The following is a 12905-nucleotide window of genomic DNA, read 5'->3' on the forward strand; positions in this document are numbered from 1 at the left end:
AAACTTTGTTAATATTTTATTCATATTTCATTGTTATAATTAGACAGAACCAAGGAAAACAAGGTTCATTTGCGAAGCTCTAACAGTAGCTCCGAAAGATAGATAAATTTTTTCATAATAGCCCGGGTGCCGAGAGGTGCCTGGGCACTCCTCATTAATAGGCAAATTACAGGATGATTTTACTCATCCTGAGGTGTAATTGCCTGTATTTCTTCATTAAGCGACAACATTCTGTCATCAAGCTCCGCTACCATTCTTGCACATTCAAAAAGCTGCGCTTTTATATTGGCAGGCGCTTTTGTTTCGAATTTGTACTGTATTTTATGCTCAAGGCTTGCCCAGAAATCCATGGCTACTGTACGGATCTGAACCTCAACCTTAACCTCCGCTGTATGGTCTGATAAATATACAGGAACTGCCACTATCATATGGTAGCTGCGGTATCCGCTGGTCTTGGGATTCATGATATAGTCCTTTATGGTAAGGACCTTGATATCCTTCTGATTGCTTATCATATCAGCTATTCTGTATATATCTGATGTAAAGGAACAGATAATCCTTATTCCGGCGATATCATTAATGTATTTCATCATATTTTCAAGCGTAGACTCATAGCCATGGCGTCTAAGCTTCTTAACGATACTCTCCGGAGTCTTTATTCTTGATTTTATGTGCTCTATAGGATTATATCTGTGTACTTCCTGAAATTCATCATTCAGTATCTCTATTTTTGTGTTAATCTGCTTCAAAGCAGAATTATATAATAGACTGACTTCTTCCCAGCTTTTTATATCTCCATCTGAAAATCTGGATTCCATAATGATTCCCCCAATAAACTTTGTTTAATGTTCCCAATACGCTTTGTTTAGAGAGCAGGCCTTCACAAGTCCCTTAGGAAGTCTTTTATACCTTCTTCCCATTCTATAGCCTGCAAATCTAAAGGTGCACATAATTATATAGTGCGGAATAAGATATGCTTTACCAATATGTCTGAAGTGCTCGATAGTATCCCTGACCATTTTCTTTCCTTCAGATTCTGACTTGATTCCGGAAAAGATCTCAGGATGATCAGTCTGTGATACTCCAAGGTCAAAATTCCTGTGGAACTGCTGTGCACAGGAATAATTGTGGGAATGAATCACTCCCGCATCCGGCACATAGCAGATAGCATAGCCTTTATACATAGCATTACCTGCATAGACCATGTCCTCGTTAAAAATAGCTCTGTGCAAAAAGCCGCCAATCTTATCGAATACATCCCTTCTATACATGGCACAGACGTTAGAGCAGAAGAAGGTCTTTATACCAAGCTTGGGAAGGTCTTTGATAGTCTTCCTCATGGGCTCAGTAGGATAATTGAACTTTCTGGAATATCTCTCAGCCAGATTACAGTCTGACTTGGGATACTGTCTTGCGTAAGCTGCCGCAACCTGCGGATCCTCAACAGCCTTAACCAGATTGGATATCAGCTGGTAATCCCTCGGAACGGCATCCTGAGTGATCATCAAAAAGAAATCTGCGTTAGACAGACTTACTCCAAGATTCCTTGTCTCGCCATGATCAAATTCCTTCTTGGAAATGTGATGAACTACTATGTTGTCATACTTATTTATAGCGTCCATCGCATCCTTTTTCTCAACCAGATAGCGCTTCTCTGTATTAACTATTATTATTTTTTCAGGTCTGTATGCCTGCTTCTCGAGTTCATCGATGAGCATTGAAAGCTCTGAACCCGGCTTATATGTTGGTATTATTACATCTACTGTATACATAGTTATCCTCTATGATGGATTCCAAATAGAATTTCACTATAAGGTTGAAAAAAGCCCCGGCTGATACCGGGGCCAAGTGTCAATCTTTATTACCTGTCAATATACTCATCCGTATCAGCAGCAATCTTCTGACTATACTTTTCTACACTGGAAGATACCTGATATTCCGTGTCCTCAAAGAGGAACTCGTGGAGCCACTTAACATTGGAAGCAAGATCAACAGGAATTACGCAACTTCCTTTCTTACCAACTGTTCCGGTAGCTCTCATATCCGCATGCGGGAAGCCATCATTTGCCACTACATTATAATTTGTTATATTGCCTAAAAGCTTAATAATATCTTCAAGTCCAAGAGATGTATAAGTCTCTCCGAACACCTTATTTGCTACATTCTCAAGCTCAGAAATATTAACAGTCTTTGCCTTTTCCAAAATAGCCATAAGGACAGTTCTCTGTCTCTCTGCTCTCTTGAAATCATCTCCGGCTGTGTATCTGATACGGCAGTAAGCTGTAGCCTGAAGTCCGTCAAGTGTCTGCATACCTGTCTGAGTTACAGGAGTATACTTCATTCCCAGCTCCTCAGCCATTGTTGACTGATAATTGTTCAAATGAGTGATCTCATTCTCTTCAATATTGATATCAACTCCGCCGAGTTCGTTTACTACATCTGTAAGACCGCCAAAGCCAATGGTTACAAAATCAGTGATATCCATATCAAGGTTCATGTTCAGCATGGATATAGCCTGCTGGGGTCCGCCAGCCTTGTAAGCTGCATTACATTTTGTATATGTATCGTTACTAAGATTAAGATATGTATCACGATATACAGATACAAGCTTGATATCGCCTGTTGCATTATTAATTGAAGCAATCATTATGGTATCACTTCTGGTGTTCTTATCAAGATCACCTTCTCGGGAGTCTACACCGAAGAGAGCAATGTTAGTATATCCTGTCATCTGCTCATTTTCTTCGACACCTGTGTTAACACTCTCTGCAATCTTTTTCTCATCAAGGTTAACCTTGCCAACCTTATCAACCTTAATTCTTCCAAATAAAGTCCATACTATAAAAAGAAGTATAAGGAGAACAACAATCTCAACACCGAATATTATAAGTGCTCTCTTTGTGTTCTTCTTTCTGCCTCTTCTGCCTGAGTTTCCACTCCTGCGATTCGACATATCATAAATCTCCTTTGAATTTTTAGTCTTCACTGCCCTATTTTGCCACAAAAATAATAATTATACAAGCAAAAGTCATTAATAGGCGTTTTTGTTGATAATGCCATGGAATATAGTTCCAATCATAATTCTGATGTCAAATTCCATAGACCAGTTTTCAATATAATAAATATCAAATTCAATTCTCTTCCTTATGGAAGTATCACCTCTGTAGCCATTTATCTGAGCCCAACCGGTAAGACCGGGTCTTACCTGATGCTTAACCATGTATCTCGGTATTTCCTGTCTGAACTTCTCTACAAACTGAGGCCTTTCAGGTCTCGGCCCTACAAGGGACATATCTCCAATAAGGATGTTGAACAATTGCGGAAGCTCATCAATACTATGTGATCTCAAAAATCTTCCTACACCTGTTACTCGCGGATCATCCTTTGTGGTCCAGCCCTTTTTCTCAGCCTTTTCAGACTGGAGCTGCATGGTACGGAATTTGTACATCATAAAGCTCTGACCATGAAGACCAACCCTCTCCTGTTTGAAAATAATAGGACCGGGACTGGACAGTTTAACCGCTATTGCAGCTATCAGCATTATAGGCGAAGAAATAATTATTCCAATAATTGATCCGATAATGTCAACTATACGCTTCAGCAATACGTTAAAGCCATTAGTCAACGGAACATATCTTATATTAATAACAGGAAGTCCCAATATCTCCTCGGTATAAGGATTACTCGGGAAAAGACTGGTGTAATCCGGAATGAACTTCGTATGTATTCCTGACTTTTCACAATCATCTACCAGTTCCTCAAGTCTGTCGTATCTATCCAGAGGCAGTGTGATGGTAATCTCATCATATTCGTTGCTCTCAAGAAGTTCAGGGAGCTTACTTATAGTTGATATTACCTTAACTCCATGATAAGTAGTTCCAAGCGGAACTGTATCATCAAGTATTCCGCTAACCACATATCCCCACTGAGGATTGTTGTTAATTCTGCTGATGTATCCTTCCGCACTTCTGGAATAACCTACAAGAAGTATGTGCTTCAGGTTATAGCCCTTACGTCTGATATATCTAAGGAACCTTCTGAGTAATATCCTGGATAAGCTCATCAGGATCACATTGATAACAGCAAACATGATTATCATCGTACGTGAGAAGTCAATCTGCTTGATCATGTACAATGCAACGAAGAATCCTATAAGTCCTATTACATTCGCACGAAGGATATTATACAGTTCATATCTCATCCTCGTGGCACGCCTGGGTGTGTAGAGATTGAGCATATTGTAAAGAACCATATATGCGGGCACCAAAAAATAGAGGGCAGTAAAATATGTCCCCATTGAAAGGTAGCCTCCCTCCGGCCCTGAAAAAGGTGATTCAAATTTCAGATAAAAAGCCAGCATATAGGAACAGGCCACAATTATGCCGTCCCCAGCGACGTGCAGCATGTTCAGGTTTTTCTGATTATCCTTAATCATATCTATTTCATTCTATAACATTTTATTTTATCCAACAAGCCTGCGAACACAGTTAACAAGTAGCTCCAGCTCAATGCAGAGGTAGTTTTTCAGGTGTCCCTTTTTATAAGGAACCTTCTTGTCACTGTTCTTAATGATCTTCTTCACCCCTCCTGCAAGCCCGTGGAGATAAGCAATGCCAAGTCCTTTTTTTATAAAGTATATTTGCTTTATTACAATCCCCAGAATTATAAGGGGAAGGTTTATCAAAATCTGTAAAAATGGCATGTTCTTATATATCAGATATAAGTTGTTACCAGCCGTCAGTTCTTCCTTAAAAACGTTATATCTTGATCCGCTTGTGCCGCTTCCTGCGTGATAAACAACTGCAGAAGGCTCATAGAGATTTTTGTATCCGTAAATCCTGGCTCTGTAGCCCACATCCACGTCCTCTAAGTAGCAAAAGTGCGCCTCATCAAAGCCACCGATCTGGACCAGAGCATCCTTTTTATATATGGCAGCTCCGGCACAGGCAGATGTTATGGATGCCTTCTTATCATAGCTCTTGTTGTCCTTATCTCTTCCCGGTGAAAATGCCCAGCCAAGAGCGCAGTATAAATCGCCGGAATCATCAATGTTATGAGGCTCCTTCATCTGGAGCATCTTGGCTCCGACAGAAAACACATTTCGTTTTCCATCAATGGCCTTAAGCAGATTTTCTGTCATTTTCTCATCTGAGACAGTGTCGTTATTTAAGAGCAGAACATACTCGGTTTTAGCGAGATTTATGCCAATATTTACGGCATTGGCAAATCCAGTATTACTTGTAAGCTCATTGATAAGTACCTTGGGATAACGATCTTCATGTTTGGCAAGATTGTTTCTCAAAGTCTCTATTCCGCTGTCAGTTGATCCATTATCTATAATTATAACTTCTGAACTTACGCTCTGCTTCCTAAGACTTCTTAGACACTCATCAAGAAACTTCGCTCCGTTATAATTAGGGATAACTATTGTTACTTTATCACTCACAATAAATAACCCTCTTTATCAAATCATTGTCTCATATCTGGGATCCCATAACACCTTGTATCCTAGCTGTCTGACAGCCTGTCCGAATCGTATACTTTTCTCCCTGATCTCGGCATCAGTACCTATCGATTCAGCTTTGATGCTCTTTCCCTCAGTTGTATTCTTATATGAAACGCCGAATATCTCCTTGTAGAGATCTGTCAGCTCCTGTCTGATTTTCATACACCTTATATCTACAGCGTCTGTATTCTGCTCAAGAACTGCAAGATGCTGAAAACCGCCACTAAAGCCCTTGGGAAGTCCATCAAATCTCACCTTGCCATCAGCTCGGTAATTGCCGCCAATCATAGTTCCGTTTTTATCTACGATCTTGCCACCGACCACGCCAATATCCTTTCTAGCCGTAAAGATATTATCAGTATAGTCAACACGATAAAATCCCACATGCTTTAAATGACTTACAGAAGCATTGATACCATTTGCTTTCAAAAAATCCTGTATCGCACGTTTACCAGCATCATAAGCATACATCTTACTTCTGGGATTAGCAGAGGTTGAGCTGTCATGACTACGCCAATGGTACAGCACTTTTGGAATATGTATAATCTGCTTCTCATAGTCTGTTGTCCACATAATTCTTCCAACAGCCCTTAGGAAAAGATCATAATCCTGAGCGCCATCATACTCACCCCTGAATCTGCAGGTATGAATAACATCCGATCTTATTGTAGTAAAATGACAGATGTAATTATTCGACAAGAAGAGATCGGGATTAAACTTCTTTTTCCTGTGGTACTCAAAGAACCTGTCACCTTCTGCATTGCACTTATCCTCGTCAGAATAGATTAGTCTCGGATAATTCTTGATTGCAGCGATAGCAACCTCACACAGTGCATCAGGTGTGAGAACGTCATCATGATCAAGAAGCGCCATGTAATCACCACGGGAAGCATCTAGCGCAGCATTTGTATTTTCAGAAATACCGGCATTGTTTTTAAGACGAATGTGCCTTATCCTTCCGTCCGCTGCAGAATACCCTTTTATTATCTCTGTCAGAGGATAGATAGCTCTGCCCTTTGATACTATCGGAGCCTCAGCCAAAATGAGCTCCCATTTACCATAAGTCTGATTCTGGACAGATTCTATCATCATCTTTAGAAATTCTCTGTCAGTATTGTAGCAGGGCACAAGGATACTGATCAGTGGAAGCATCTTGGATTTAGCTGCATTATTAAGGAGCGACCTATACCACTTCCTCTGCTTTTCAAGTTCTTCTTCAGTAGGAGGTACATAAGTATAGTTATCGCTTCTCTGATCCCGCAGCCTCTCCATAACAGCAACCGCTGTGTTACCTATGCCGTTTCTTCTGGCGTATGCAATTGTCTTTTTAATACTATTAATCATATTTATAAAAAGAGGGCTGTCAGGCAAACCGACAGCCCTGCTAAAAGGATCTTTATTATTTTTCTATAAGAGCTTTAACAGCAGCAGTAAGTTCATCCTGCTTCTTAGCAGCATCCTCAAGGCTTGTACCCTTTACACCCATGTAGAACTTGATCTTGGGCTCGGTTCCTGAAGGACGTGCACAGCACCATGAATCATTATCAAGAGCAAAGTAAAGAACATTTGACTCCGGAAGTCCTGTCTTACCCTTCTCACCTGTCTGAGGATTGATGGTCTCGCCTGTCTTATAATCGCGGAACTCTTCTACAGTCCACTGACCAAATGTCTTAGGCGGATTGTTTCTGAGCTTATCCATAAGTGCAGCGATTTCCTTTGCACCCTCCATACCCTTCATAGTGATGGAGTACTGACCTTCCTTATAGTAGCCATAGTCTTCATACATATCAACCATAGCATCCCAAAGTGTCATGTTGTTCTTCTTGCAGTATGCAGCTACTTCGCAAAGCATCATAACAGCTACGATCGCATCCTTATCACGGGCATGTGTACCTGCAAGGCATCCATAACTCTCCTCAAGACCGAATACATAATTGTATTCCTGATTGTTCTCTTCGAAAAGTCTGATCTGCTCACCGATATACTTAAAGCCTGTAAGAACTTCGATATAGTGAAGACCATATTTCTCAGCAACTCTTCTAGCCATGTTTGTTGTAACAATAGTAGTTACGAACGCAGGTCTCTCAGGCATTGTGCCTGTAGCCTTTCTCTCACGAAGAATGTACTCGCCGATAAGCATTCCTGACATGTTTCCTGTGAAAGGTACATACTCGCCAGTCTTAGTATCCTTAGCATATACACCAAGACGGTCAGCATCGGGATCTGTAGCAAGAACGATATCTGCGTCCTTTTCCTTTGCAAGCTCAAGAGCAAGCTTGAACGCCTTAGGATCCTCGGGATTAGGATAATCAAGAGTTGTAAACTCAGGATCCGGAAGCTCCTGCTCAGGAACAATATATACATTCTTAAATCCAAGCTCTGCAAGAACTCTCTTTACAGGAACAAGACCTGTTCCGTGGAAAGGAGTATAAACAACTGTAAGCTTCTCAGCCATTTCCTTGATAACATCAAGATGGATGATCTGCTTCTTGAGCTCAACCATGTATGCGTCATCAATGTCTTTGCCAATGATCTCATAGAGACCAGCCTTCATGGCATCTTCCTTAGACATTGTCTTAACATCGTTGTAATCTGTGATAGCCTTAACTTCTGTTATGATACCTGTATCGTGAGGCGGTGTAACCTGAGCGCCATCCTCCCAATAAGCCTTGTATCCGTTATATTCCGGCGGATTGTGGCTGGCTGTGATCATAACTCCGGCAATACATCCAAGCTTTCTTAAAGCAAATGAAAGCTCAGGAGTAGGTCTGAGTTCATCAAAGACATAAGCCTTGATTCCGTTAGCTGCAAGGCATCTTGCTGTCTCGTCTGCAAACTCAGGTGAGAATCTACGGCAGTCATAAGAAATAGCTACACCTCTCTTTGCACCGTCTGCTCCACCATTTTTCTTGATGTAATTAGCAAGACCCTGTGTTGCCTTACGTACAACATACTTATTCATTCTGTTGGTTCCGGCACCGATGACACCACGCAGTCCGCCTGTACCAAATTCAAGCTCCTGGTAGAATCTGTCCTGAACCTCATCCCCATTATTACGAATAGCTGTCAGCTCTTTCTTTGTATCCTCATCAAAATATGGATCATTTAACCAATACTCAAGCTGTTTCATTGCGTCACTCATCATCTTCCTCCTTATAAGTGAGGTTTATCCTCAATTATATCTAGTAAATCATTACTACTGTTAAAAGTCAATTCATGCGTTGCAAAGAACTGCTCATGAATTGCGCAAACTACTGTACCCTTCGATATTGAGTGAAAAGTCACTTCTATCAAGTGAGAAATTCGGATTATAGTACGGATCCCCCTTATCCAGTACTTCCTTCCACTTATTCTTAAAGTGCTCTGACTCCTCATCATATCTTTTAGCATTCTCACCCTCGAGGTCAAGTCCTCTGGATGCTGACTCATAATGATACATCTCAGCAAAAGGAGTGAAAATGTTCAGGTATCCTTTTTCACGTAATTTCAAACAAAAATCAACATCATTGAGTGAAACCCGGAAGCCCTCATCAAATCCGCCAACCTCATCATACTTGGCTCTTGATACCATCAGACATGCCCCTGTCACTGCAGACATGTTCTGTGCATAGCAAAGTCTTCCCATATATCCCAGGTTCATACCCTCCTGTCCGTAATGACAATGCCCTGCTGTTCTGTGGGCTCCAAGTCTTAAAACAACGCCTGCATGCTGAATCTTACGATTGGGGAAATAGAGCTTTCCGCCAACAGCACCGACATCACTTCTCTGAGCATACATGAGCAGCTCTTCCAGCCAGTTTACAGTAATAACCTCAGTATCATTGTTAAGAAGAAGAATATAATCTCCTGTTGAATGCTTTACACCGTAATTAACTACTGCAGAAAAGTTAAAGGCAGGCTTTGATCCATCAGGATTGAGATTGCTCTTATCCTCATAAAAATCAACTATCTTAAGGACGCAGCTCATAGCTCCGTTTCTGAGCTCATCATAATAAGCTCTTATTTCTTTAGAAGTACTGCCATTTTCAACAACAATAATCTCATAATTATCATAGGTTGACTTCTGATATATAGAAGTGAGGCAGCGCTTTAAGTCCTCCAGATGCTCACATGTGGGAATTATTATTGAAATCTTGGGTAATCCCTCAACTTCATAAGCGATCTTGAAAATAGTCTCAAATGCTCTGGTACTTGTTATCTTAAAATGATCGTAGCCATGTCTTCTGAGGTGATCGGCTACAGCTCCCCTTGCAGCATCTATTGCATAGCTCTTGGCACTTATGTCAGATGCAACGCTTCCTGCATGGGATCTCCAGTAATATAAAAGTCTGGGAATATGAACTATATGCTCTGCCGCGTCAGTAAGTCTCAAGATCATATCGTGATCCTGACTTCCGTCAAACTTGGACCTGAACAGCTCTGTACCGTCAAGAAGTGTCCTCTTGAATACACTAAAATGGCAGATATAGTTGTTAGCTCTAAGGTTATCCGGCGCATAATCAGGCTTAAAATGCATCGTTATCATATGATCAATACTCTTACCGGAGAAGGTAGCCTCATCGCAGTAGAGGTAGTCTGCATTTTCTTCATTAATGGCCTTTACGTAATAGTAAAGAACCTCCGGATGAAGAATATCATCATGATCAAGGAGTCCTATATACTCACCCGAAGCAAGCTTTAAACACTCGTTGGTATTACCTGAGATACCGGTATTTTTCTCCAGTCTGTGATAGAGAATTCCGGATTTGTCGGATTTACCACCTCCTGCTCTCGCATCCTTCTGATACTCCTTAACGATGTTCTCCACATAATCATGCTCTGCATCAGAACCATCAGCCAGGCAAAGCTGCCAGTTTGTATAAGTCTGATCAAGAACAGACTCTATCATATCCCTCAGGAAATTCTCGGGAGTATTGTAAAGTGGCACCAAAATACTGATAAGAGGCATCTTTTCAAAGTGCTCGGCTCTCTCAGCTGCAATAGTCTCCTCTGAAGGAAAACTCTCTGTGCCATAATGAACCTTGGCTCTTCTCTCTATCTGCTTGTATTTAAGCTTAGCAATAACGCCGCTTACTGAACCTGCATTCTTCACACGATCTTTCTGACGGATCACAAAATGCATTGCATTTCTTGCAGGTGTGCTTGCTTTCCAGATCGGGTTATTTTTTATGCGGTTAAGCTTAAATTCCAGTTCCTGGTTCTTATCCTCAAGATCAGCTATTCTCTGTGCCAGATCAGCACTCTTAAGCTTCTCTTTTTCATATGCTGTTTTATAATCAAATTCTGTATTATCAGTCATTAACTTATTTCACCTTAAGTAAATTTGCTACCCAGTTTATCAGTTTGAGGCTGCCCGTCTGATCGAGCGCCGCCATTCCCACCTGATAATATCCGGGTGCCAGCTTCCCTGCAGCAATCCTTACCTTATATCCGGTAAGGTCAACATCTATCTGGTCCTGAAGCCTTAACTTTATGTCCGGTCTGTACCATGTATAAACCGGCATACTGTATACCACCGAAGAAGCGGGTCTTGATCCATCATCTGAGCGTTCAACCTGTCGAAGGACCAGTCGTCTCTCAAAAAATGCATTGTCTGAACCTATAACAAAGCTGTAGCCCTTTACAAAGTAGCCATCAACCACATCTCCGTCACGGACGCCATACATCCAGTTTTCCATGGTACCCGCATACTCGACACCGATTCTAAGACATGCATCTTCCCTTGCTTCAGCAAAGCCGTCCTCATGTACCTTAATGCTGTGATAAGGAATATCAAGCACCGGAGTGAAGTCTTCACAGGGAATGATAGCACTTATGGTCTCATCATCTGTAAGGTACTTACTATAGAAAGGATCCTTGTTATAGAATCCCGGATGTCTCTTCATCAAAACCTCGTACTCACTGGCAAGGCGCTCCATCTTCTTCATATCAAGAGTATCAAGTCCTCTGCTGAGTGATTCGTGATGATAAAGGCTGATATGGTTACAGCAGACATTGTAATAGCCCTTCTGATACACGCTGTAACACAGGTCAACATCATTAAATGCAACCGGAAGCTCCTCAGGGAAGCCGCCAACCTCATTAAATTTCTCGCGGCTGAGCATCAGGCATGCACCTGTAGCGCCTATGAGATTATGTATTCCTCTGTTATATCCAAAATAATGTGACTTCTGGTCATGCATTCTCTGAAGCTTGTGCACAGGGCCAAGTCTCACGTTAGTGATTCCAGCATGCTGTATAAGGTCAGAATCCGGGTAAAGGAGCTTAGCGCCAACCACACCAACGTGCCTGAGCTGCGCCTGTGAGAGCATCTCTCTGAGCCAGCCATCCTGCGTAGCTTCTATATCGTCATTTAAAAACAGCAGATACTCACCGCCCGAACGAGTAGCACCACGGTTACACATGTGTGAAAAATTGAACTCTTCCACCTTGTACAGATAAGATATATTGGTAAGTCCGCCTGTCTTATCTATCTGATTTATATAAGAGCCATATCTTACTCTGTTATAAGCACTGCTGCCGTTATCCACAACAACAATCTCATATTTTATATTCTTTTCGTGAGTAGTATTAACTATAGATTTTAGGCACTGGAAAAGGATATCCGGATGATCCTTGGTAGGGATGATTATGCTAAGGGTCGCAGGCTTCATAAGCATATGTCTTGAATTATGAAAACCTCTTCCATAAAACACATCTGTCTCAGGATCTCTGTGGAACAGGATCTCACCTATATGTCCAATAGGAAACTCCATATCCGCTCTTTTTGCAAAGGCTCTCTCCTCGATTGCGAGCATACAGAACAAAACGTCAGCTGAGAGCATGCTTGCTTCACGGCCAACAGCCTCAGGGGAATTCTTCTTAACTCCTGTAGTTCCCCCCAGCATCTTGAGAGCATTATCGTATTCAGCAGCTGCTGCCTCGTAGGTATTAGCCCTGCATGCAAATACGCTGCCAATATAAAAAGCATTCAGATAAGTATCCGGTGACCAGTCAGGCTTAAAATACGGATGTCCGTACTTTCCTCTGCCGATCATCTCATCCTCATCACCGTAAACGACATTTATCTCCGGATGAGCTTCAAAATATCTTTTGATATTCTCGACCGCATGTCCGGCAAGTCTTCCCTTAGGGCTCACAAAAATCAGGATCTTCTCAGCTGTAGCAGTAGGATCCGCATCCATCCACACCTTGGTGTAGGATACAACCTCTGTGTAAAGCTGAAGTCTCCCCGTGACTTTGGAAGCAGCCCCGCCTGATACCATTATGGGGTGCTTTTCCTGTCTGTGCTCCCAGATATTATAGGCATTCTTACATTCCTTAACCTTTTTCTGGTAGCCCCTTTTTCTGTTGTTAATAAGAATATTCTTAGCGACTTCTTTTAACATTTTTCACTGCC

General features: G+C 41.6%; 9 protein-coding genes. All 9 read right to left on the minus strand.

The annotated features are described in order from the left end of the window. Nucleotides 1-179: 179 nt before the first annotated feature. Nucleotides 180-818: a GTP pyrophosphokinase gene (locus tag G587_RS0106340; RefSeq protein ID WP_026491538.1), complete on the minus strand. Its 639-nt coding sequence runs from the start codon at nucleotides 816-818 to the stop codon at nucleotides 180-182. A 24-nt stretch (nucleotides 819-842) separates the two neighbouring features. Continuing rightward, nucleotides 843-1772, minus strand: coding sequence for a glycosyltransferase family 2 protein (locus G587_RS0106345; protein WP_026491539.1), 930 nt, complete (start codon nucleotides 1770-1772; stop codon nucleotides 843-845). Nucleotides 1773-1861: 89 nt separating this feature from the next. Continuing rightward, nucleotides 1862-2953 (minus strand): LCP family protein, encoded by a 1092-nt coding sequence (locus tag G587_RS21665; protein ID WP_035786021.1) that lies wholly within the window; start codon nucleotides 2951-2953, stop codon nucleotides 1862-1864. A gap of 78 nt (nucleotides 2954-3031) precedes the next feature. Continuing rightward, nucleotides 3032-4435 (minus strand): undecaprenyl-phosphate glucose phosphotransferase, encoded by a 1404-nt coding sequence (locus tag G587_RS0106355; RefSeq protein WP_026491540.1) that lies wholly within the window; start codon nucleotides 4433-4435, stop codon nucleotides 3032-3034. A gap of 27 nt (nucleotides 4436-4462) precedes the next feature. After that, nucleotides 4463-5446, minus strand: coding sequence for a glycosyltransferase family 2 protein (locus tag G587_RS0106360; protein WP_026491541.1), 984 nt, complete (start codon nucleotides 5444-5446; stop codon nucleotides 4463-4465). 18 nt (nucleotides 5447-5464) lie between these two features. Beyond that, nucleotides 5465-6850, minus strand: a complete 1386-nt coding sequence (locus tag G587_RS21670; protein ID WP_196812524.1) for a glycosyltransferase family 2 protein — start codon at nucleotides 6848-6850, stop codon at nucleotides 5465-5467. Between the two features lie 55 nt (nucleotides 6851-6905). Next, nucleotides 6906-8648, minus strand: a complete 1743-nt coding sequence (locus G587_RS0106370) for a phospho-sugar mutase (protein WP_035785989.1) — start codon at nucleotides 8646-8648, stop codon at nucleotides 6906-6908. Nucleotides 8649-8741: 93 nt separating this feature from the next. Beyond that, nucleotides 8742-10805 (minus strand): glycosyltransferase family 2 protein, encoded by a 2064-nt coding sequence (locus G587_RS0106375; protein WP_026491543.1) that lies wholly within the window; start codon nucleotides 10803-10805, stop codon nucleotides 8742-8744. A 4-nt stretch (nucleotides 10806-10809) separates the two neighbouring features. Beyond that, entirely contained in the window at nucleotides 10810-12894 is a 2085-nt protein-coding gene (locus G587_RS0106380) for a glycosyltransferase family 2 protein (RefSeq protein WP_026491544.1), read from the minus strand. Between the last annotated feature and the right edge of the window lie 11 nt (nucleotides 12895-12905).

Origin of the sequence: Butyrivibrio sp. XPD2002 (genome assembly GCF_000423945.1) — a bacterium.
Classification (GTDB): Bacteria; Bacillota; Clostridia; order Lachnospirales; family Lachnospiraceae; genus Butyrivibrio.

What these genes read in the sequence shown, in the direction of transcription:
- G587_RS0106355 (WP_026491540.1), bottom strand. Translation starts at nt 4,435, where the DNA reads ATGATTAAGGATAATCAGAAAAACCTGAACATGCTGCACGTCGCTGGG.
- G587_RS0106345 (WP_026491539.1), bottom strand. Translation starts at nt 1,772, where the DNA reads ATGTATACAGTAGATGTAATAATACCAACATATAAGCCGGGTTCAGAG.
- G587_RS0106370 (WP_035785989.1), bottom strand. Translation starts at nt 8,648, where the DNA reads ATGAGTGACGCAATGAAACAGCTTGAGTATTGGTTAAATGATCCATAT.
- G587_RS0106380 (WP_026491544.1), bottom strand. Translation starts at nt 12,894, where the DNA reads ATGTTAAAAGAAGTCGCTAAGAATATTCTTATTAACAACAGAAAAAGG.
- G587_RS0106340 (WP_026491538.1), bottom strand. Translation starts at nt 818, where the DNA reads ATGGAATCCAGATTTTCAGATGGAGATATAAAAAGCTGGGAAGAAGTC.
- G587_RS21665 (WP_035786021.1), bottom strand. Translation starts at nt 2,953, where the DNA reads ATGTCGAATCGCAGGAGTGGAAACTCAGGCAGAAGAGGCAGAAAGAAG.
- G587_RS0106375 (WP_026491543.1), bottom strand. Translation starts at nt 10,805, where the DNA reads ATGACTGATAATACAGAATTTGATTATAAAACAGCATATGAAAAAGAG.
- G587_RS21670 (WP_196812524.1), bottom strand. Translation starts at nt 6,850, where the DNA reads ATGATTAATAGTATTAAAAAGACAATTGCATACGCCAGAAGAAACGGC.